This window comes from Alteromonas algae (assembly GCF_049117195.1).
GTDB lineage: Bacteria > Pseudomonadota > Gammaproteobacteria > Enterobacterales > Alteromonadaceae > Alteromonas.
This window is the reverse complement of the sequence record NZ_CP185260.1, coordinates 2,015,839-2,038,724: the sequence shown is the minus strand read 5'-3', so window position 1 is coordinate 2,038,724 and position 22,886 is coordinate 2,015,839. Positions and strand designations below refer to the sequence as shown.

General features: G+C 44.7%; 18 protein-coding genes. 11 read left to right on the top strand and 7 right to left on the bottom strand.

All coding sequences use genetic code 11. The features are described 5' to 3' along the window. The first annotated feature begins 9 nt into the window (after positions 1-9). Together ACOJRU_RS09230 and ACOJRU_RS09225 are read left to right on the top strand one after the other, a co-directional pair. Positions 10-1,491 (top strand): MFS transporter, encoded by a 1,482-nt coding sequence (locus ACOJRU_RS09230; protein WP_421131466.1) that lies wholly within the window; start codon positions 10-12, stop codon positions 1,489-1,491. Then, positions 1,491-3,185, top strand: a complete 1,695-nt coding sequence (locus ACOJRU_RS09225) for an alpha-amylase family glycosyl hydrolase (protein ID WP_421131465.1) — start codon at positions 1,491-1,493, stop codon at positions 3,183-3,185. The genes ACOJRU_RS09230 and ACOJRU_RS09225 overlap by 1 nt, the downstream gene beginning before the upstream one ends. Positions 3,186-3,267: 82 nt before the next feature. On the opposite strand, the gene ACOJRU_RS09220 is transcribed toward ACOJRU_RS09225, so the two are convergent. After that, positions 3,268-4,299, bottom strand: coding sequence for a LacI family DNA-binding transcriptional regulator (locus ACOJRU_RS09220; protein ID WP_421131464.1), 1,032 nt, complete (start codon positions 4,297-4,299; stop codon positions 3,268-3,270). Between the two features lie 255 nt (positions 4,300-4,554). Here ACOJRU_RS09220 and glnS point away from each other — a divergent pair, with 255 nt between their 5' ends. Beyond that, positions 4,555-6,222, top strand: a complete 1,668-nt coding sequence (gene glnS / locus ACOJRU_RS09215; RefSeq protein WP_421131463.1) for a glutamine--tRNA ligase — start codon at positions 4,555-4,557, stop codon at positions 6,220-6,222. 68 nt (positions 6,223-6,290) lie between these two features. Here the strand turns inward: glnS and ACOJRU_RS09210 are convergent, their stop codons facing one another. Both ACOJRU_RS09210 and ACOJRU_RS09205 read right to left on the bottom strand, forming a co-directional pair. Further along, positions 6,291-7,034 (bottom strand): YciK family oxidoreductase, encoded by a 744-nt coding sequence (locus ACOJRU_RS09210; protein ID WP_421131462.1) that lies wholly within the window; start codon positions 7,032-7,034, stop codon positions 6,291-6,293. 221 nt (positions 7,035-7,255) lie between these two features. Continuing rightward, positions 7,256-9,850, bottom strand: a complete 2,595-nt coding sequence (locus ACOJRU_RS09205) for a VolA/Pla-1 family phospholipase (RefSeq protein ID WP_421131461.1) — start codon at positions 9,848-9,850, stop codon at positions 7,256-7,258. Between the two features lie 463 nt (positions 9,851-10,313). On the opposite strand from ACOJRU_RS09205, the gene sohB reads away from it, so the two are divergent. Together sohB and ACOJRU_RS09195 are read left to right on the top strand one after the other, a co-directional pair. Next, complete coding sequence (gene sohB / locus ACOJRU_RS09200; protein WP_421131460.1) at positions 10,314-11,336, top strand: protease SohB; 1,023 nt, start codon at positions 10,314-10,316, stop codon at positions 11,334-11,336. 78 nt (positions 11,337-11,414) lie between these two features. Next, entirely contained in the window at positions 11,415-12,047 is a 633-nt protein-coding gene (locus ACOJRU_RS09195) for a TetR/AcrR family transcriptional regulator (protein WP_421131459.1), read from the top strand. Positions 12,048-12,051: 4 nt separating this feature from the next. On the opposite strand, the gene ACOJRU_RS09190 is transcribed toward ACOJRU_RS09195, so the two are convergent. Continuing rightward, on the bottom strand, positions 12,052-12,387 hold the full coding sequence (locus tag ACOJRU_RS09190; protein ID WP_421131458.1) for a hypothetical protein: 336 nt from the start codon (positions 12,385-12,387) through the stop codon (positions 12,052-12,054). A 170-nt stretch (positions 12,388-12,557) separates the two neighbouring features. Between ACOJRU_RS09190 and ACOJRU_RS09185 the strand changes: the two genes are divergently transcribed. The 3 genes from ACOJRU_RS09185 (at position 12,558) to ACOJRU_RS09175 (ending at position 15,699) form a co-directional block, all read left to right on the top strand. Then, positions 12,558-13,319, top strand: a complete 762-nt coding sequence (locus ACOJRU_RS09185) for a Nif3-like dinuclear metal center hexameric protein (RefSeq protein ID WP_421131457.1) — start codon at positions 12,558-12,560, stop codon at positions 13,317-13,319. A gap of 1 nt (position 13,320) precedes the next feature. Further along, positions 13,321-14,061 (top strand): methyltransferase, encoded by a 741-nt coding sequence (locus tag ACOJRU_RS09180; protein WP_421131456.1) that lies wholly within the window; start codon positions 13,321-13,323, stop codon positions 14,059-14,061. 66 nt (positions 14,062-14,127) lie between these two features. After that, a complete protein-coding gene (locus tag ACOJRU_RS09175; protein ID WP_421131455.1) occupies positions 14,128-15,699 on the top strand; it encodes an amidase family protein in 1,572 nt (523 codons plus the stop codon). Between the two features lie 52 nt (positions 15,700-15,751). Here the strand turns inward: ACOJRU_RS09175 and ACOJRU_RS09170 are convergent, their stop codons facing one another. Together ACOJRU_RS09170 and ACOJRU_RS09165 are read right to left on the bottom strand one after the other, a co-directional pair. After that, the gene (locus tag ACOJRU_RS09170; protein ID WP_421131454.1) at positions 15,752-16,789 is read right to left on the bottom strand and encodes a 2-hydroxyacid dehydrogenase; all 1,038 of its coding nucleotides are present in this window, start codon (positions 16,787-16,789) and stop codon (positions 15,752-15,754) included. Between the two features lie 18 nt (positions 16,790-16,807). Continuing rightward, entirely contained in the window at positions 16,808-17,290 is a 483-nt protein-coding gene (locus ACOJRU_RS09165) for a glutathione peroxidase (RefSeq protein WP_421131453.1), read from the bottom strand. A gap of 76 nt (positions 17,291-17,366) precedes the next feature. On the opposite strand from ACOJRU_RS09165, the gene ACOJRU_RS09160 reads away from it, so the two are divergent. Further along, positions 17,367-18,227 carry an NAD(P)-dependent oxidoreductase gene (locus ACOJRU_RS09160; protein WP_421131452.1) on the top strand — a complete coding sequence of 287 codons (861 nt, stop codon included), beginning with the start codon at positions 17,367-17,369 and terminating at the stop codon, positions 18,225-18,227. A 63-nt stretch (positions 18,228-18,290) separates the two neighbouring features. Here ACOJRU_RS09160 and ACOJRU_RS09155 read toward each other — a convergent pair whose 3' ends face one another. Beyond that, positions 18,291-19,889, bottom strand: a complete 1,599-nt coding sequence (locus tag ACOJRU_RS09155) for a response regulator (RefSeq protein WP_421131451.1) — start codon at positions 19,887-19,889, stop codon at positions 18,291-18,293. Between the two features lie 249 nt (positions 19,890-20,138). Between ACOJRU_RS09155 and ACOJRU_RS09150 the strand changes: the two genes are divergently transcribed. Beyond that, positions 20,139-21,629, top strand: coding sequence for a CoA-acylating methylmalonate-semialdehyde dehydrogenase (locus tag ACOJRU_RS09150; RefSeq protein ID WP_421131450.1), 1,491 nt, complete (start codon positions 20,139-20,141; stop codon positions 21,627-21,629). Positions 21,630-21,728: 99 nt separating this feature from the next. Further along, the gene (locus ACOJRU_RS09145) at positions 21,729-22,883 is read left to right on the top strand and encodes an acyl-CoA dehydrogenase family protein (RefSeq protein ID WP_421131449.1); all 1,155 of its coding nucleotides are present in this window, start codon (positions 21,729-21,731) and stop codon (positions 22,881-22,883) included. The last annotated feature ends 3 nt before the right edge of the window (positions 22,884-22,886 follow it).

Here is a 22,886-nt window from a genome sequence, read left to right as displayed (position 1 = left end):
GAGTACATTATGCAAGCAACGCAACCACGATTATCCTTCTGGCAAATATGGAATGTAAGCTTTGGCTTTCTCGGTGTTCAATTTGGATTTGCGCTGCAAAATGCCAATGTTAGCCGGATCCTTACCGACTTAGGTGCCGATTTACATTCATTATCTTTATTTTGGCTTGTCGCACCCGTGATGGGCTTAATTGTGCAACCCATTGTCGGTTCTGCATCAGATAGAACCTGGAATCGTCTAGGTCGTAGACGTCCTTTTATACTGGTTGGTGCGATAGCGGCGGTAATCGGCATGATTCTCCTTCCGAACGCGCCTATTTTCGTTGCCTTTCTAGCGCCAATGTTAATGGGAGCGTTGATGGTGGCCTTAATGGATGCGTCATTTAATGTATGCTTTCAACCATTTCGTTCTTTAGTGTCTGATATGGTGCCGCCTACGCAGCGCAACATTGGATACGGGATCCAGTCTTTACTCATTAATATCGGTGCTGTCGTAGGCTCAATTCTACCGTTTGTTTTGACCAACGTTATAGGTTTGGAAAATACCGCACAGATGGGCGAAGTTGCCCCTTCTGTAATGTGGGCTTTTTATATAGGCGCTTCCGTGTTGCTAGGCTCTGTGATTTGGACCGTGATCAGAACAAAAGAGTACTCGCCTGAGCAATATAAGCAGTATAAAGGTCTGAACGAAGACGACGATAAAGGTCAAGAGAAACAAACGCTCGGCGCAAGACTGAGTGGGTTTTTTACGCTCGTCGTTAATATGCCAACAACAATGAAGCAGCTAGCTGTTGTACAGTTTTTCTCGTGGTTTGCACTGTTTATCATGTGGGTGTATACCACGCCTGCCATTACCCAGCATATTTGGAACGTAGATAAAAACTGGTTCGATCCCGCGTATATTGCTGCGGCACCTATGGTGCCTGAGGCCGTTACATTAGCAAAAGGCGCGGCAGGCGACTGGGTCGGCATTCTGTTTGCGGCTTATTCTGTCTTTGCTGCAATATTCTCTGTTTTCCTTGCACGTTTAGCGGATAAATTCGGCAGAAAGACGGTGTATGCAAGTTCACTGGCGTTAGGCGGTCTTAGCTATGTCAGTTTCCTGCTATTTCAAGATTTGAATATGGTTAATGTCAATCTTCTTATTACTGAAGTGACTGTACCATTAGGTGCGGTAAAACTGCTTATTCCTATGGTAGGAGTAGGTATTGCATGGTCGGCAATATTAGCTATGCCTTACGCCATGTTAGCGGGCGCGCTTCCTGCAAATAAAACAGGTGTGTATATGGGGATCTTTAACTTTACCGTGGCAGCGCCACAAATTGTGTCGGGCCTTACCGCAGGTTGGATAGTGAGTAGCGTGTTTGATAACGATGCCAAATACATTATTGTCGTCGCTGGTATATCGATGCTTCTTGGCGCGGTATCGGTATTTTTTGTAAAAGAACATGATGAAAACGAACTGAAAAGCCATAACGCGGAGGCAGCGTGATGAACAGAAAACTAACAGCAATATCTACGGCAATCGCTTTGTCGTTTATCGTGTCCGCCTGTACCTCTACAGACCGACCGCAAGAGGTCGAAAAAGCCGTAACGCTCGTCGGGACAACTACGCCATTTGCGAGTGAGTCTGTCTACTTCGTGGTAACCGACCGATTTGTTGATGGAGACCCTAATAATAACTACGAATCGCAAGGCGGAGACTATCCAACATGGCAGTTGCCACTAGTAGGGCCCAACGGGGAGAAAGCCTATGCGGGTTACATGGGGGGTGACCTTAAAGGGATCCTTAATAATGCTAATTATATAAAAGATATGGGGTTTACAGCGGTGTGGATGACGCCAGTGCATGATAACCCTAACCAGTCATTCAATGGTGATGAACCAATAACCTATGGCGGTGCATTCAAAGACGGTGGAAAAGCGGGCTATCACGGTTATTGGGCAACAAACTTTTATAAAGCTGATGAGCATCTTGTAAGTCACGACTTGTCGGTAAAAGATTATACCACTCGCATGCGAGAGCAATATGGCCTTAAGTCTGTTTTCGATATTGTTGGAAATCACGGAAGCCCCAGTTTTTCGATGCATGAAGACCAAGCTGGATACGGCGAAATATATGATGCTGACGGCCGATTAGTCGCTGATCATCAAAACCTTGCGCCTGAATCGTTAGACCCTGAAAATAATCCACTTCACGCGTTTTTTCATGATTATCCTGATTTAGTAAAATTGTCTAATTTAGACGATGAAAACCCCAAGGTAAGAGATTACCTAATAGGCAGCTATCTGTATTGGATATCACAAGGCGCAGACGCGTTTAGGATTGATACTATTCGCCATGTGCCCCATGCTTTTTGGCGAGAGGCATCTGAACGCATCAGATCGCAATATCCAGATTTCTTCATGTTCGGTGAAAGTTTTAATTTTGATGCGAATTTCATCGCACAACACACCTTACCTAAAAACGGCGCAGTGAGCGTACTCGACTTTCCCATGCAAAAAGTGATGTTAGGCGTTTTTGAAAAACCATTGGAGACCGATTTTGCAGATTTTATTGATGTACTGCATCTTGTCCATGGTCCTTATCAAAACCCGTATGAGTTAACCACATTCTATGATAACCATGATATGGCCAGGATGAATGCATCTGATGATGGGTTTATCAATGCTCACAACTGGCTGTTTACCGTAAGAGGCATTCCCGTCATCTATCAAGGGTCAGAAGTTGGTTTTATGAGAGGTACGTCAGAACACCAAGGAAACAGAAACTACTTTGGCCAAGAAAATATAGATAACGCGAGTGGTAATCGTATTCATAAAGCACTAACTGCTATTTCAAATGTAAGAAAGGCAACGCCTGCGTTACAGCGTGGTATTCAAGTTAACATTATGTTGGAAGGGCACAAGGCTGCGTTTTATCGCGTAGTGCAAACGGGTACCGTACAACAAACCGCACTAGTGCTACTTAATAAGGGCAACGATTCAGCGCCATTCAATATTACAAAATTTGTACAAGAAGGGGAGTGGGAAGAGCAACTGACGGGCGCTAAACAGTCTGTTGCTAAAAACGCATCGATTAGCACAACGGTTGAACCTAATGGCGTTCAGGTGTGGGTAAAGGAAGGACCGATAAACAATGCGCTGTTGTTAAAACAACTTGTATCGCAAGCAAAGGTTCAATAAGGCCGTAGCTGATACGAAGAGGCGTTGAGCAACCGTGAGACAAGCGCCTCGTTATTCAAATAACCCATAGCGAATCTATGGGTTATTGCGCCTCTTTTGCCCCACACGATTGTCTAACAATCACCTCTGCGGGCATCAGATAATCTTCTACCGTCTCTTTCGTTATTGCCTTTATCAAGGTTGTCACTAAAAGCTCACCAGCTAACTTTGTATTTTGATGCACCGTGGTAAGGGCCGGTGTGGTGAACGCCGATACAGCGATATTGTCATACCCGACTACGGCAATGTCTTCAGGAACGTTAAAGTGTGTTTTTCTTAACGCTCTAAGTACGCCCATGGCGATAAGGTCGGACGCACATACAATGGCATCCATGCTGATGTTTTTTTCTAACAGGCTTTGCGTTGCGTCGTATCCGGCTTCTTCTGTAGAAATTGCGTCATACTGAGTAGAGGTGGTGTTTAACCCTTCAGACGTTAACGCGTCGAGATACCCTTGGTAGCGAGCCATAAATTCAGGTGCTTGGTTGCCTGAGTCACCGATGAACACAAAATGTTTGCGACCAAGTTTGATTAGGTGCTCAGTAATATGTTTGCCACCTTGGAAATTATCACAGCCAATACTAACACCTGGGTGTTCTGTATCCGGCGCGCCCCAACGGACAAAATGTGTTCCTTGTGATTCAAGTTGTGCAACTTTAGCGCGATAGTCGGTGTAATCACCATAACCCAGTAAGATAATACCGTCGGCTTTATTCGAGTCTTCGTATTCCGCCTGCCAATCATCGTCCATGTTCTGAAACGAAACCAGCAAATCGTAACCTGCGGTAGCACAAGCTCGTGTGATACTACCAAGCATTGACAAAAAGAAAGGGTTAATCATCGAATCGTCTGAAGTGGGATCTTCAAAAAGTAATAAGGCGATAGTGTTGCTTTTCTGCTTTCTTAAGTTGCTGGCATTTTTATCGACTTTATAATTCAGCTCTTTTGCTATGCGTTGCACGCGCTCGCGGGTCTCTAGGTTGACCAACGGACTGTTGTTCAATGCGCGAGATACCGTAGATTGAGACACACCAGCTAAGTGTGCAATATCAAAAGAGGTTGCTTTTTCTTTCATAAACACCATTTCTGCAAACACGACGTTACTATCGCATGAATAGATTACCATAATAATTAAGGTTCACTAAAACTTTGACGTTGTTACAATAATTTTGTGCATGTTAATGGCACAGAGTCGATATTCTTAGCGTAAATAGTGCGTAAACTGACCACTTGTATAGCAGGGTAAAATAAAACATGGTTGTGATAATTGTGTCGGTGTTATACTCACGTCACTATCTAGAATTAATTAATGCATAAGGGGAACATGCGAATGGCCGAGACTGATCATCGTCCGACCAATTTTATCCGTCAAATCATCGATAAAGACCTAGCCAATGGTTTGCACGACACTATCAAAACTCGCTTCCCGCCAGAGCCTAACGGCTTTTTGCACATTGGGCATGCGAAGTCAATTTGTCTTAATTTTGGTATTGCGAAGGATTACACGGGCACGTGCAACCTGCGGTTTGACGATACTAACCCAGCGAAAGAAGATATTTCATTCGTTAACTCGATTAAGGAAGATGTTAAATGGCTTGGCTTTTCGTGGGACGGAGAGGAACGCTATTCATCTAAGTACTTCGATCAACTGCATGCTTATGCCAACGAACTTATCGATAAAGGCTTGGCCTACGTAGATTTTTCTTCTCAAGACGTGATGCGTGAACTTCGCGGCACACTCAAAGAGCCGGGCAAGAACAGCGCATATCGTGATACGGACGTTGAAACAAACAAACGTGAATTTGCGAAGATGACGGCGGGTGACTATCAAGAGGGTGAGTGTAGCTTACGCGCTAAAATTGATATGTCTTCGCCTTTCATGTGTATGAGAGACCCGGTGATTTACCGCGTTAAGCATGCCCATCATCACCAAACTGGTGATAAATGGTGTGTATATCCTATGTATGACTTCACCCATTGTATTTCAGATGCAATTGAGGGGATTACGCACTCGTTATGTACATTAGAGTTTCAAGATAATCGTCGTCTCTATGACTGGGTTATTGAAAACATTTCAATTGATTGCACACCGCGACAATATGAGTTTTCACGCTTAAACCTTGAATATACGGTATTAAGTAAGCGCCGATTGATTCAATTGGTTGATGAAAATCATGTTAGCGGATGGGATGATCCGCGCATGCCGACGGTTGCTGGGTTACGTCGTAGAGGTTACACGCCAGGTTCTGTGCGCGAGTTCTGCAAGCGTATTGGCGTTACGAAAATGGATAACATGGTAGAAATGTCCATGTTAGAGGCATGTATTCGAGATGACCTCAACGTAAACGCGCCACGTGCTATGGCGGTACTCGATCCAATTAAAGTCATTATCGAAAATTACGATGAAGGTAAAACGGAAATTTTGACGGCGCCTAATCACCCTAGTGATGAAGCGATGGGCACACGTGAAATTGGTTTTAGTCGCGAAGTATGGATTGAAGCTGAAGACTTCCGAGAGTCAGCGAATAAAAAGTTCAAACGCCTTGTATTAGAAAAAGAAGTTCGTCTTCGTAATGCGTATGTGATCAAAGCAAATCGCGTTGATAAGGACGAAGAGGGCAACGTAACTACTGTTTATTGTACGTACGATGCTGATACGCTAGGCAAAGACCCTGCTGATGGTCGCAAAGTCAAAGGTGTGATCCATTGGGTAGATGCGGTTACAGGCCAACAGGCTGAATTTAGACTGTATGATCGGTTATTCAATGTACCTAATCCCGCAGCAGAAGAGAACTTTACTGACGCTATTAACCCTGATTCACTTGATGTGAAGCTAGGCTGGGTAGAAAACGGGTTAGCACAACATGTCCCTGATATAGGTGCATGGCAGTTTGAGCGAACTGGCTATTTCTGTCTCGATACGCAAAGTACCGATGACAAGCCGGTATTTAATAGAACTGTCGGCTTACGCGACACCTGGGCAAAAAACGACGGTTAATTACTGTGCGTTTCTGGAACAAAAAAAGCTGCGTAATACGCAGCTTTTTTTTTAAGTTTATGTATGGTTTATTTAGGTTGGCAATCGAGTGATTCACCCGTTACCGTAATGCTGTCATTACCCATTAAGTACAAGTACAACGGCATAATATCCAATGGGGTTTTTAGTGTTTCAGGGTTTTCAGCGGGGAAGGCCTGAGAGCGCATTTTGGTTCGCGTACCACCTGGGTTAATACAATTAAATCTAATCGATTTGTTTCTGTATTCATCTGCAAGCGTTTGCATAACGCCCTCAGTGGCAAACTTTGATACCGCATATGTGCCCCAGAATGCACGCCCGTGCCTACCGACACTTGATGTGGTAAATACAACAGAAGCATGTTCCGCTTTTTCTAGCACGGGTATGAGTGCTTGCGTCATGTAAACCATACCATTTAGGTTTACCTGCATGACATCCTGCCATTCTTGCGCATCAATATCTTTAAACGCACTTAAATGCCCTAATACCGAGGCGTTATGAAGTACGCCATCTAAATGGCCAAATTGGTCAATAATAGTCTGTGCCATCTGCTGATAATGACTGGGCGTAGCCCCTTTCAAATCTAGGGGGACGATTGCAGGCTCGGCGCCGCCAGCATTCACTATCTCATCATAAACGGCTTCTAATTTTGCGACCGTGCGACCGAGCAAAATACACGTAGCGCCGTGTTTGGCATAAGTTTTAGCCGCTTGTGCGCCAATTCCATCACCTGCTCCTGTTATTAATATTATTTTATTCTCAAGTAGATGGTGAGGGGCTTGATAGTCGTTCATTTCATTCCTTAGCTATGCCCAGTAGGCAGGCGTTACATACAGTCGCGGTTGATTGCGTGATCATACTCATACTGACGAACAAGTAAAGCAAGGGATGTTGGTGAACATTGGTCAACGGGAAAAGTAAGCATAAAAAAACCGATATCATCGCTGATATCGGTTTTTACAATCTTAATGAATAAACTTAAACGCTACTCACAAGGTAATAGGTTGCTCTACGCTTAGTTGGCAACAACTGACTCGTCAAATATAACGACAGTTTCGCCACCAGTAGAAATAAAGGCTGCTGCGCCGCGTTGCATCTCTGTTGTTGCACCCGCACTAGGGCTTGGGTTTAACAACGAAGAGTGTGAACCTTCGATAAAGCGAACTAAACCGTTTCCAGGTGTCGTTGTTGATACACCCATGACGCCCGCAAATTTCGCCAATGGCTCAGTACCCGCAAACGTAGGGGCATTCACTGTAGAGTTAGGAATAACTTGATCAGGTAGCGCTGTGCTACCGTCATCGTTAGTTCCGCCACCAATCACTTCATGGATAACGAAGTCTGAGTTTTCAGCAAGCAAGCCTGCAAAGTTATTTGGATCAGACGCGTCGGTAATCGTTTGAGCGGCAAAAGCAAACTGTGCAAATGTAGCATCGACACTGGCTTTTGTTGCTGCATCAAGACCCGCGTAGAACTCAACGTATGCTGGCACAAGTGCCTGTTCTGCAGTAAGTTCGTTAGCTTGCGCGTATTGTCCAACAAACGCTACGAAATCAGCAGAAGAGGCTGCAAGTAGGTTTGATTTGATTAAGTTACCAAATGCTACCGATTCTAGTAAGAACGCCGCAGTACCGCCACCAGGCACACTGAACACAGCACTATTGAATGCAAACATACCGTCGAAGTTAGCAAGTGGGTTACCTTCACCAAACGACTCGTTTGACATTGCAACACTGCTTATGCCGGTGATTGAACCTAAGCTTTGTCCTACAAACGATACGTCGTTAGCGTTAAGGCGTACTGAGCCACCTGTCGTGTCAACAACAGCATTCAAACCAAGACGAAGCCCCATGACATCGACAACGCTCTGACGGTTGTTATCACGCGTAGTAAGCAATGACGCTAGGTTAAGGTAATCAGTTGGATCACCACCTACAGCCGCTGATGCGTTAACCATTTCGCCATCAATCATAAAGCCACGGCTACCGTGAAGCGGATGATCGATAGCAACCGTTGCATACCCTGCTAATGATAGTGCACCCGTGATCGCTAAGAAGTCTTCTTTGCGCGAGGTAATACCATGTTGCAAAATAACAACAGGCCAACCAGCCTCAGGAACCGCTGCGATAGGGCTCACGCCCGATGCCGGGTTAGCTGCAACAATATTAATAATATTGATATCAGGTACTGTTACTTGAACGTCAAGCGTTTCAGTCCCATCAGGGTTGCTACCTTTACGTGCAGGAATTGGGCTATAACGCGTTACATGGCGTAAATCGTTAATACCAAGGTTGGTAAGGTCTAAGTCCAATAACGTACCACCAGTTGCTTGTTGGCATAATTCGTTATTTGGACCTGTTGTAATTGTACCGTCAGCAAGCAGCGCACCGATAGTTTCAGCACCGATGGTTTGCAATGCAAGACCATTTGTACATGCTGCAGACCAACGGCCATTAAGCGGATCAGCTGCATCGATGTAATAAGGTAGGTCAATACTACCTTGCTTCATCGAGGCTGCACAAAACGGTGCTACCTGCGAGAAAACCTGTGTAGCAGTAGGATTCAACGGAGATGCTGGGTTCAATACGGCAGACACAAGGCCTGAACACGTGTCGAGGCCAACAGCTTGCAGCTGTGCCAACGTCGCACTACCTAGTAGCGTTGGTGCCAATGCATCAAACGCAGTATCGACTGGCGCTTCACCAATGGGAAGTACCGGTAACGTGCCCGCTGCTACAGCTTGTGCTGGTGTTGCACCTTGTGCAAGCGCGGTAGCAAAGGGTGCAATTGCAAGCGACTTCACCGTTTCGATAATTTCGGTAGTTGATTGCGTTGTAAATGTATAGCTAAATACAAGCGAATCGCTGCTTACGCCGGCTTGTGAAGTAAGCACACCTTCATAAGAATTAATAAGCCCTTGTAAACTAAGTTGTGAGTCAGTTGAAAGAGGGAAGTCATTAATGTTTTGGCGTAGGCTCTCGTAAGCCGTAGACGGTTTAATCGATTGACCATCGCTGGCTTTCAACCCATCGGTAACCGCTACATAGTAAGTGGTTGAACCTTTAAGAGGCTTAAGCGGAATAACCGCAACATCGTTGCCGCTCGCTTGCGTGACAAAGTCCACGCCGAATGTTAGCTCTTCGTATACTTTACAGCCCGAGATTGGCGGAGCAGTGGTACAGTCAGCGTCATTCAAATCGCCACCGATCGCACCTTCAAACAAGCGTACCGAACCTGGTGCTGCCGCTGAGGCTGCGTCAAGGGTAATACCAGCAGGGTGAGAGGTAGAGAAAGTAAACGGATGCTGTGTAGACCAACCGTCAAGCGCGCCTAACGCTGCTGACGGATTGCCAAAGTCAGGCATGCCGTTTGCCGCTTGACCTGCAACCTCATCTGGCATTTCTAAGGTACCATCGTCCGTTTGTTCTACCAGAGCAAAAAACAAATCGCTTGGCACATTAAGGACACTACCGGCAGGGTCGAACAAAATTCGCGATGCAGGACGCTCAATAGGCGTTTCCGCTTGAATTTTTTCTAAGTCATCTCCGCCACCGCAACCAGCGAGCACAAATGCTGCAGAGATACTTGTGCTGATTAACAGTTTTTTCATTCTTTCTCCCAAGATACTAAGGTGAGTTGTCAACTCGATTGTTTCGTCATCCAATAATTGAAGAACAATCATTGTTCAAACAGACTATTAACAAGTATGACCAGTTATCAATCACCCCATAGTATTGACTTTGTTATCTATTTGCAAAGGTTTGTTAAGTATTTGTTAGGGGTATTTTTCAAGATAGGACGAAAAGTTTACCGTGCCTGTAATCAAACGCTTGCCTGTCGTATAGTAAATATAGTGTGCTAGCTGAGGTTTACTAACAATCTTCTCATCCTATTTTGTGGGCATGCGCATTTTATTGTTGCGGTAATTTAATTGAAGGTGAAAATTTAACCGGTGTACGGTTCTTACGCGTGAAAGTTGTAATTGTTAAACACAGCACCATATAAACGTATTAGAATAGCAACGTAGGGCATTCACACGATGTGTCCCCGTTTAAATGTATTAGGAGATTAGTTTGGAGTTTTTGTACGAATACGGTTTGTTTGTCGCCAAGGCCGTGACCTTGGTATTGGCATTTATTGTTGTGGTTTCAACAATTGTAGGAGTGGCGGCCAAACAAAAACAAGGAAAAGGACAGTTAGAAATTACTTCTCTTTCAGAGCAGCTTAAAGACGTTACGCAATATGCTAAAGAAGTGTTGCTTGACAAGAATGCATTAAAAAAACTCGCTAAAGCACAGAAAAAAGAAGAAAAACAAAAAAATAAAGCGAACAGTGATGAAGAAAAAAAGCCTCGTCTGTTTGTTATTGACTTCAAAGGCTCAATGGATGCACATGAAGTGGAACACCTTCGTGAGGAAGTTACTGCTATTCTTTGTATCGCCGAAAAAGAAGATGAAGTGCTAGTAAGGTTAGAAAGCGGTGGCGGTGTAGTGCACGGTTATGGCTTGGCTGCGTCTCAGTTACAACGTATTAAAGATAAGGGCATTACATTAACGATTGCTGTTGATAAGGTTGCCGCTAGCGGCGGTTACATGATGGCATGCGTTGCTGATAAATTACTAGCAGCTCAGTTTGCTTATATCGGCTCTATTGGCGTGTTGGCGCAATTGCCAAACTTTAATAAGTTGTTGAAGAAAAATGACATTGAATTTGAACAGCATACCGCAGGGGAATATAAGCGTACTCTTACCGTATTTGGCGAAAACAACGATGAAGGACGTGCAAAATTTAAAGAAGAGATTGAAGAGATTCATGTGCTTTTCAAAGACTTTGTCCATAGCCAGCGCCCAGATATGAACATTGAACAAGTGGCAACGGGTGAATATTGGCCAGGTGTAAAGGCGAAGTCCTTAGGTCTTATTGATGAAATAACCACGTCCGACGACTACATATTATCTCATCATCCAGCGCGTGAAATTTTTAGCGTTAAATATGCGGTGAAGAAAAATGTGGCTGAAAAGCTTGGTATGTCAGCAGCTAAGGTTGCCGAGCAGACTTTAATGCGCACATGGAGCAAGGCGAGACACTGGTTCTAGGTCTCCATTGAAGTAGGCGTTACGCGTAACCATTAGTGTTGTCGTATAACGCCTTAACAATCGGTTAAAACAAAAATAATGGCAAAAACAACAAAGACAGACATTCTCAATACCGCCGAGCTATTGTTTTCGCAGCAGGGATTTACACAAACCTCTATGCGCGAAATAACGACAGACGCTGGGGTGAATTTAGCATCAGTGAATTATCATTACGGTAGTAAAAAAAACCTCATTCAGGCAGTACTGAAGCGCTATTTCGATGTGTTGATACCGGATGTTGAGCTTTGTTTAAAAAACACCGATGTGGTGATGGGGGTTAAAGGCGTTGATGCAGTGCTACGCGCATTGATTGTGCCTATGGTAAGGCTAAGTGATGTACGTCCAAATGGTACGGCAATCTTCGTCCAGCTACTTGGGCGGGGATACAACGAAACCCAGGGGCATTTACGTCGTTTTATTATGAGCGAATACGGGCACGCCATACGTGCGCTTGTCGCCGCCATCCAGCAATGTTTGCCAACGATACCGCCAGAAGCGTTATTTTGGCGATTGCACTTTGCAATGGGAAGTTTTGTTTTCTCGATGGCGTCAAGCCAAGCATTAACAGAAATCGTAGAGTCTGACTTTCACCGGCATATCGATATTTCTGAGGTTATCAGCCAACTTGTGCCTTTTGTTGCCCAAGGGTTAGCTGGTAACCTCGATATTTAGCTCATTAACGCGGTAGCGTTGAACCCGGCGCGTCCTCACGCAGTTTCTCTGCCCAGAAGTCCTTCACCGAAAACTGACCTTTCTTACGTGCTGATGATGACGCCGCTTTCTTAGGTTTTTTCTTAGCAGGCGTTAAGGCGCTCTTCACGTCACTAGGCGCTTTGCCCTTGCTGACTTCGAGCTCTTCAGTCATTTCTTGAAGTTGTGCAAGGCGAATATTTTTTCCACCCTCTACACTGTACCAACCGCTCTTTGCTTCAATCGTGGGTGTTGACCCGTGCTTTTCTTCATACGCGCTAGTAAAAGCAGCAATAACTGCTTCTTTATCTAAGTTTGCCATACATAGTTGCTCTTTGTTTTGTTATATTCACAGCCATTGCTTACTCGCCTTGTTGCTTTGCATTAGTGTTATTACTGTATGCAAATTCGTTAGCATTCAACGGGGTAAACAAGGCATGCATTTTTATAACGTTTTTTGAACAATATGTCTAATTTTTAGCCGAGGATGATGTGGCCCTAACGAATTTTGAATTAACCGACTACCTAAATACTCTGCTAAAGAGCAATGAAATCAGCGACTATTGCCCTAATGGGTTGCAGGTAGAGGGAGCAACAACAATCTCTAAAATTGTTACTGGCGTAACGGCTTCTCAAGCGCTTATCGACCGCGCGATTGACAGTGGCGCGGATACGCTCATTGTCCATCATGGTTATTTTTGGAAAGGTGAAAATCAAGCCATAAGTGGAATGAAAAAAAACAGGATAAAAGCGCTATTACAACATGACATAAACATGTATGCATATCACTTACCCTTAGATGTTCATAATACTTATGGGAATAACCAGCAATTAGGTAGCCTACTAGGTATTAAGGAAATCAGTGCCGTTGAGCAAGTTAAGCCACGTGGCGTTCTCATGCAGGGGCGCTTTGAGCACGGTATGTCTGCTCAGGAACTTCAATCACTACTAGAGGTAACACTTAAGCGAGATGTGTTGATGGAGTCACCAGATAATAAATTAATTAGCCGTGTTGCGTGGTGCACGGGCGGTGGCCAAGGTTTTATCGAACAGGCAATTGATGCGGGTGTCGATGCGTTTATCACCGGCGAAGTCTCTGAGCAAACCATACATACAGCACGTGAAATGGGGGTGAGTTTTTATGCGGCAGGGCACCATGCTACAGAACGCTATGGTGTGAAGTCTCTTGGAAAGCATCTCGCAGACACGTTCGGTGTAGACGTTACGTTTATTGACATTCCAAACCCGGCCTGACATGAAATCAGATATAGTCTTTGATGGCATAGCAAACAAATTTGCTGCCAATATATACGGCACCAGTAAAGGGCGAATTAGGCACGACATCCTTTGTCACGCGATGTCACCGTTTCTTGCATCTCCCCAACATATTCTCGAAATTGGGGGCGGCACTGGGGTAATGACAAAGCACTTGTGTGAGTTAGGGCACTCAGTCACGTTGACCGATGCCTCACAAGACGTGTTGGTGCATGCACGAGCCCTATTACAAGGCATCGATAATGTGCGCATCGAGCAGTCCTACTTACAAGAAATAACAGGCATTAATCAATATAATATGGTTGTCTGCCATGCGGTATTGGAGTGGTTAGATGCGCCTTTTGATGCAATTCACTCACTGTATAAGCAGATGCAAAGCGGGGCAGTGTTAAGCTTGAGCTTTTTTAATCATGATGCCAATCTTTTTGCCAATGCGCTGTATGGTAACTTCGACTATATTGCTAAAGGCATGAAGGTAAAAAAGCAAGTGAAGCTTAACCCTAAAAAGCCAATATCGGCAAAGGCGTTGGTTGAATTTTGCGAAAGCATTGGCTTTACCGTTAAGGCGAAAACGGGGGTGCGCTGCTTTCATGATTATCTCAAAGACCGAGAGCACCAAAAGACCAAGTTTGATGAATTGTTTGCACTTGAAAAGGAATACTGCCAACGCGAACCTTACTTATGGTTAGGTAAATACTTTCATGTAATGCTTGAAAAGTAACAGCAACTTTCTTAGGTACATTAATCATTTATTTTTACTCGTTTAAATGGATGTTAATGCAAAATAGTGCTACAAAATAGCGCCATAGTGGTTTCAATGGACGAACAAGGGCGCAAAATGACGAGGCTTCCAAAGGACTTGCTGCATCAACTAATGCGCTGCGAGCTAAGCAGTAAGGCTTTAACAACAGAGCTTATTAACAATAACAAAGCACACGCTTCGCTCAACGCTATTGTTTATGAGCGGTTTTCTCATGCCGAAGAAGACGCTGCGCAGCGTGATGCCTACATCCACAGTCATGGAAAAGCCAGTGGGCTGCTGCACGGTCTCCCTATTACGATAAAAGAGTGTTTTGACTTAAGCGGTACCGCGTCAACATTTGGTGTAAGTGCACGAAAGCGTGATATTCCCAGTCAGAATAATGTCTACATCGAAGCGTTAATGAAAAGCGGCGCCGTTGTGCTGGGGAAAACAAACGTATCTCAGTTATTGTCATTTACTGAAACAGATAACCCTGTTTTCGGTGTTACGTTGCATCCAAAAAATAAAAAATACTCTTGTGGTGGCAGTAGTGGCGGCGAGGGAGCACTCGTTGGTGCTGGGCTCTCTCCTTTGGGGATTGGTAACGATATTGGTGGCAGTATCAGGGTCCCAGCCGCGGTAAACGGATGTTGTGCCATCAAGCCTACCACACAGCGTTTGCGCGACAATACGCGCTGCTTACCCGAACAAGACCTTATTCCTATAAAAGCTGCAGTCGGCCCTTTGTCTCAAGATGCCAGTACACTGCATAATGCGCTTACCGTCTTAAATGATGCTGTACAGGATGAGTGGCCAGTCAAGCCCTTGCGTGATTATCGCGATATCGATTTGTCGTCACTTAAGATAGGGTATTTTACCGATGACGGCGCATTTCCGGTTGCCACAGCGGTTAAAGACGGTGTGCTCAATGCCGTTGCAGAACTTAAGGCGCAGGGGGCTCAAGTTATTGAGTATGTTTTGCCACACCTTGATGAAGCCGAGGCCATCTTCTATGGTGCGATGTCGTTGGATAAAGGGAAAATTCTCTCACGAGCGTTGCAGGGTGATACGCCGAACCAAAATGTTGCGATGCTGCACAAAATTGTACCCTTGCCACATAGTGTAATTACTATGCTTTATTACGTATTACGCGGGTTAGGTCAAAAGCACCAAAGCAGAATATTAAAAATGGTAGGCCATTATACGCTCGACAATGTTGCTGAATTAGAAGCCCGTTTAACGAATTACGTAAAACGTGTTGAAGACAGTATGGCATCAACCTCGATAGGTGCATTGGATGCCGTCATAAGTCCAATTTTGCCGGTACCTGCTTATTTACAAAATAGCTTTAAACATATGGGGCTAGGAGGGCGTTATAGCCTAATGCATAACGTTACTGGCTTTCCGGCCGGTATTGCGTGCGTTGGTACGGTGAAAGAAAACGAAAGTAACAGTCAGTTTAGTGATATTGATATAGCAGAGCGTCAAGCAAACCATTGTATGAAATCGGCGAAAGGGCTACCGCTGTCAGTTCAAATAGCAGCACCTGCATGGCGAGAAGATATCGTGTTAGCCGTGATTGATGCTCTACACCAACCGTATACACAAAAGCTGTAGTGGTTAAAACGAAAGTACCGTAAACATTAGTTCTGGTTATCAATATCGCCTTTTATGATGCCCTATTGACGATATTAGCGGTGACGTCACCATGCATTAGCTCACCAATCACCAAAATATTACGTACCGTCACTGATGCTATTTCATCAAGCGCTTCTTGCGTAAAAAAACCTTGATGCCCAGTAACAATGACATTTGGGAAGGTCAAAAGGCGCTGAAAGACATCATCGCTAATAATATCAAGTGAATGGTCGTTAAAAAATAATTCAGATTCTCTCTCGTAAACATCCAAGCCCAAATAACCCAGATGCGAAGACTTTAGCGAACGAATAACCGCTTTGTCGTCAAGTAAGCCGCCACGGGATGTATTGATTAGCATCGCCCCTTTTGGCATCAGTGAAAGCGTATGATCATTGATAAGGTGATGGCTCTCCTTGTTTAAAGGGCAATGTAGCGTAACGATAGCGCTTTTTGTTAGTAACGTGTCGAGGCTTACGTATTCTACATATTGCCCTGCAATTTCCTTGTTAGGGGAAGGGTCATAGCAAAGTATGTTACAGCCAAAACCTTTCAGTATCTTTATTACCGCGATACCGATATTGCCTGTACCCACAACGCCTACTGTTTTTCCATGAAGTGTAAAACCAAGCAGACCATTAAGTGCAAAGTTGCCTTCTTTCACACGGTTATAGGCTTTATGCGTTTTTCGGTTTAATGTAAGAATAAGCGCCAGGGTATGTTCCGCAACAGTGTGAGGGCTATAAGCTGGTACCCGCGACACGGTGATCCCACATTGCGTTGCTTTGTTAATATCGACATTGTTATACCCCGCACAACGAAGCGTAATATGCTTCACGCCCTGTTGATGTAAGATTTCAATCGTGTCTGCTGAGACGTCATCATTAACGAAGACACAAACGGTATGAAACCCCTTACACAACGCTGCAGAGTTTTTTGTTAACCGATAATCAAAATAGGTAATGTTAATCGCACTGCTTACACTTGGTTCACGCTCATTCTCTGCGTCGAGAAGGTGCTCAAAAACCGCTTGGTCATACGCTTGAGTACTGAACATCGCAATATTGTGCATCGTAATTATCTACTTAATTTATTCCGCTAAAAATACTTCGATATCACGTTGAATATCAGCAGGCTTGGTCGTTGGGGCATAGCGATTTACTCGTGTGCCATCTTTGTTCACCAAAAACTTGGTGAAGTTCCACTTAATACGTTTAGAGCCTAATAACCCAGGGGCTTTGTCTTTGAGTTCATTAAAAAGCGGGTGCGCATTACTTCCGTTGACCTCAACTTTTTCAAAAACGGGAAACGTGACACCAAAGTTCATGGTGCAAAACTGTGCAATCTCTTCGTTGCTGCCGGGCTCTTGGTTTCCAAATTGATCGCAAGGAAATGCTAACACTTCAACACCGTTATCTTTTAATGATGTATAAAGCTTTTCTAGTCCGTCATATTGTGGTGTAAACCCACATTTGCTTGCTGTATTTACAATGAGAAGCACCTTGCCTTTAAACGCGTTTAGCGCGACCTTTTCCCCGTTATTCTTGACTATTTCATGCTCGTAAAAACTCATTGCTGTCTCTCTATATAAGTTGATGGGTAATTTGTTACACTTCAGTATAAACATTTCAACCAATAAGAGAATGGCGATGTCTCAGATAAAAGTAAGCTTTTTAGGGTTAGGCGTAATGGGCTATCCCATGGCCGGTCATTTAGCTAATGCTGGCTTTGATGTGACGGTATTTAACAGAACCGCTTCAAAAGCTGAGCAATGGGTTAAGACATACGGCGGGAAACAAGCAAATACACCATCAAGTGCTGTTGGTGAGGCAGACATTGTATTTATGTGTGTTGGTGATGACAACGACGTGCGTATGGTCGCGCTAGAGGCGCTTAATAATCTTAAGCCGGGTAGCATATTGGTTGATCATACCACCGCATCGGCAGATGTAGCGCGTGAACTCGGTCAGTTGTGTGATGATAAAAATGTCGGCTTTTTAGACGCACCGGTATCAGGAGGGCAAGCCGGCGCAGAGAATGGTCAATTAACGATAATGGTAGGCGGTGAGGAAACGGTATTTGAACGTGCAAAGCCGGTGATTGACACCTATGCGCGACATGCTCAGCGACTTGGCGCAGTGGGTAGCGGTCAGCTTGCAAAAATGATGAATCAAATTTGTATTGCCGGTATCGTGCAAGGGTTATCTGAAGCCTTACATTTTGGACAAAAGGCAGGACTGGATTGTAATGCGGTTATTGACGTGATCAGTAAAGGGGCAGCGCAGTCATGGCAAATGGAAAACAGAGCACATACCATGCTTGATAATACCTTCGACTTTGGTTTTGCCGTTGACTGGATGCGAAAGGACTTATCGATAGCGCTTGATGAAGCACGGAAAAATGGCTCAACACTCGCACTAACAGCACTGGTCGATCAGTATTATGCTGATGTTCAAAAAATGGGGGGAGGGCGTTGGGATACCTCTAGCTTACTCACGCGATTAAAGTAGACGTCTACGCCTTTATTGAGGGCTGTCGTGACAACGTCGACTTGCCCTCACAAGCCTTTGCCATTACTTATTGGCGCCCGCAATAGCCATAAGCTGTTCAAGTCGACGCTGATTAGGAAGGTTTAGCTTCATATCAGACAAGGTCTTCAGCAAACGTTGTACCGTATATTTTCGATAAACCGCAGTATCTGACTCTAGCATGCACTGAAGTAAGTTGAGCCCAAATGCTGCCGTAGCAAAAGAAAGCGTGAACGCGTCGTAGAAATATTTAAGCGCTTGATTATACTTTTTTTGCTGAAACAACTGCATACCCGAATCGTTGAGTGACACAGCAAGCGTGTCGTTTAGGTCTAATTTGCTGCCACCTTCGGTAATAAGCTCGCTGTTCGACGCTTGCTCCGTCACTTCTAATAGCGCAGAATTTTTTTCCCGTGCCAATCGAAGCACCTCAGCGGCTTTGTCTTCATCACCGAGTTTGTGAAACACCTTTGCCGCTATCACGAGTGTTGAAGGTGATGTTCTGACAAAGTTTTCCATATGCTCGCTGTCAATACACTGCGCTGCTTTTTCGTCATCGTTATCAAGTACGGCAGAAAATGCGAGAAGGAAGTCACGTCGCTGTAGCGCTTGCGCGTCATTTTGCCCTCGCCCTGCAATACCTACAAGCTTTCTCGCTTGGCTTAAGCTTTCTTGTCTATTGGTAGAAGGAGACTCTTCGGCTAACATCAAATAGAACTCAGCTAGCTCTAATGTAAAGTCATTAAACCGGTCTTTCGCGCTTCTATGCATCGCGCGCTTTTTCTGAAGGAGGTCAATGGCTTCAATGACTTTGTCTTGTTTTTGATAAGCAATTGTTTTAAGTCGTGCCGCAGGTAAGCTTAGTTCGCTGAACTTAATATTTTCTAGGTACTTTTCTGTCTGCTCATAAGATTCTTGCTCAAAGGACAGCGACGCCAACCATTCAAACGCTTTGTCTTTCGCTAAGCTTGACCCCACCATGCCGTTGAGATCATGCTTACACGCTGTCCATTCGCCTGACGCATATTGACACTTTATTTTTCCCCACTGTGCCCAAAGCACCCGGTCAGAATGGGTGAGAACATCTTCATATAGAATCAGCGCGCGCTCATACTCACCGTTTTCAAATAACAGCCTGGCAAATAACTTCCTGAGGTCTGCAACCAAACGCGGGGGCACGCCTTCACGTAAACGTTTTCTAATAAAGTTTATGGCACTCGTTCGTTGGTTATTATCTATCGATTTTAACGCAGACTCGACATACTTCCTGTAAGTGAAGTAGTGTTCTACTTGGCGAGTTAATGAGGCGATCGTGTAGGGTTTAATCAACAATGCGTCAGGCTGCAAGTCCATGATGGCCCCTATAACCTGGGGAGAACGGTCTGACGTCAAAAAAATAATGCCAGTACTTGGCCTTATAAAGCCTGATTCGCGCAGTGTTTGCACCCATTCAACACCAGAACGTCCTTGACCTAAATGGTAGTCCATAAAAATCACTTCAAAATGTTGCTTTCGCAATGCTCCTTTTAATTCCGTGCCTGAAGTAAAGCTACTTACACCGATATTTCCAATGGGCAATAGATGGCTACGTAATGTTGTTCTGGCGGTGGCGTTGTCTTCGACAACAGCAATGCGGTATTCCAAGGCGATACGTCCTAACGGCTATATAGAGCAAGCTTAACAGTACTGATATAAAAACGCACATCACGTGTGTTTGTGCATAAACCAATAAATGTTGGCGAAAACGGTTACGTAATTTCATGTAACTGTTGTATATAAACATCTGTCACATTAAATTTACATAAAAATAAAAAACATTTGACCTTTACGTTTACGTGAAGGGTAACAATTAGATATTGTGTCGGAAAATGCGTTTCGCACATGAGGATAACTATGAAGCACGTACCCCTACTAATCAACGGTGAATTTGTCGCATCAAAAACAGACACGTTTATTGATGTCACTAACCCAGCTGACAACAGCGTTATCGCAAAAGCGCCCTGCGCAACAAAAGATGAAATGGAGCAGGCAATAGCGTCTGCCGAAAAAGCATTTGAATCATGGAAAGATGTACCAGTAACTGAACGTGCTCGCGTTATGATGCGCTACCAAGCGTTATTAAAAGAAAACCATGATGAGATTGCCACTATTTTAGCGTCGGAAACCGGAAAAACGTTCGATGACGCAAAAGGTGATGTATGGCGCGGCATTGAAGTGGTAGAGCAAGCAATGAACGTTCCTTCAATGATGATGGGTGAAACCGTTGAAAACGTAGCGCGCGGCATAGATACATATAGCTATACACAGCCACTAGGCGTGTGCGCTGGTATTACCCCATTTAACTTCCCTGCAATGATTCCGCTTTGGATGTTTCCACTTGCCATTGCATGTGGTAATACTTTTGTGCTCAAACCCTCAGAGCAAGATCCACAAACGCCAATTAAACTGGCTGAATTGTTTTTACAAGCTGGCGCACCAGCCGGGGTGTTAAACGTGGTTCATGGTGGCAAAGACCAAGTTGATCCGTTATTAACCGACCCACGCATTAAAGCAGTATCGTTTGTAGGCTCGGTACCGGTTGGACAACATATTTATCGAACTGCAACGTCTAATATGAAGCGTGCGCAGTGTTTTGCTGGTGCAAAGAATCACTCAGTAATCATGCCCGATGCTAATAAAGAACATGTCTTAAATAACCTTGTTGGCGCGTCAGTTGGGGCAGCCGGTCAGCGTTGTATGGCAATTTCAGTGGCGGTCTTTGTCGGTGAAGCAGAACAGTGGATCCCTGAACTCGTTGAGCGTATCGCAAAAGTTAAACCTGGTATTTGGAATGATAAAGAAGCAGGTTTTGGCCCGCTTATTAGCCCGCAGGCTAAAGCTCGCGTGTTGAACTATATCAAAGAAGGGAAGGAGCAAGGCGCAACGTGTCTGCTTGATGGTTCGGACTTTACGGTAGAAGGGTATGAGAGCGGAAATTGGGTTGGACCCACTGTCTTCAGTGATGTAACGCCTGATATGTCAATTTACCAAGAAGAAATCTTTGGGCCTGTATTGTCTTGTGTAAGCGTAGACTCTCTTGAAGATGCGCTAGAGCTTGTTAATAACAACCCATACGGAAATGGTACCTCAATATTCACCAATAGTGGCCCCGCAGCGCGCAAATATCAGCGCAATGTAGAGGTAGGGCAAGTAGGCATCAATGTACCGATCCCTGTTCCATTACCATTCTTCTCGTTTACCGGTTGGAAAAATTCATTCTACGGCGACTTACATGCATATGGTAAGCAAGCCATTCGCTTCTACAGCGAAACGAAAACAATTACTTCGCGTTGGTTAGAAGACGATATTCCAGGCGGCCCTAATTTAACTATCTCTTTGGATTAACCAGATGCGTTGATGCGTGTGGCTGAAGTAAAGCGAGGTCACACCATCATAATCGGTTAATGAAAACGAATAGACGGAAACAGTTAGACAGGTGAAAGCATGAATTTTGAATTATCAGACGATCAACTTGCATTTGAAGAAACAGCCCGACAGTTTGCTGAGCAAGAATTGGCTCCACATGCCGCAAAGTGGGACAGAGAGCATCACTTCCCAGTGGACGCTATCAAAAAAGCGGGTGAACTTGGTTTTTGTGGGCTCTACACACCGGAAGAAGCGGGTGGACTAGGCCTTTCAAGGCTCGATGCATCCATCATCTTTGAGCAATTAGCAATGGGGTGTACTACGACCACCGCAATGTTAACCATTCACAACATGGCGACATGGATGATAGCGAAATGGGGTACTGATGCCGTTAAGTCTACATGGTGTGATGACTTAGTGACGGGTGAAAAATTGGCGTCCTACTGTCTAACCGAACCAGGTGCAGGATCTGATGCCGCATCACTTAAAACGAAAGCGGTAAAAAATGATAAAGGGTATGTGCTTAACGGCGCCAAGGTCTTTATCTCTGGTGCGGGCAGTACTGATGTATTGGTAGTGATGGCACGTACGGGGGGAGACGGAGCCTCTGGCGTCACCGCTTTCGCTGTACCTGCTAACGAAGACGGCATCATTTACGGTAAAGCAGAAGAAAAAATGGGCTGGAACGCACAGCCTACGAGAATGATTACCTTCGACAACGTACAACTTGATGCGTCTTGGCGTCTTGGTGATGAAGGCCAAGGCTTTAAAATGGCGATGGAAGGGTTAGATGGTGGACGAATCAATATCGCCACGTGTTCTGTCGGCACTGCCCAGCAAGCGTTAAATGTAGCCCGTAACTACATGAATGAACGCGAGCAATTTGGAAAGCCAATCGCAGGTTTTCAGGCGCTACAGTTCAAACTAGCCGATATGGCAACCGAACTTGTTGCAGCGCGTCAAATGGTACGAATGGCCGCATGTAAATTAGACAATGGCGATGCGGACAAAACTACGTATTGCGCTATGGCTAAACGATTTGCAACTGATGTTGGCTTCAATGTCTGTAATGATGCGTTACAACTTCACGGTGGGTATGGTTATATAAAAGAGTATCCGCTCGAGCGTCATTTCAGAGATGTGCGTGTACATCAAATACTTGAAGGCACGAACGAAATTATGCGCGTTATTATCGGGCGTAGAATTCTGTCTGACGAACGTAGCGTACTGTAGCCA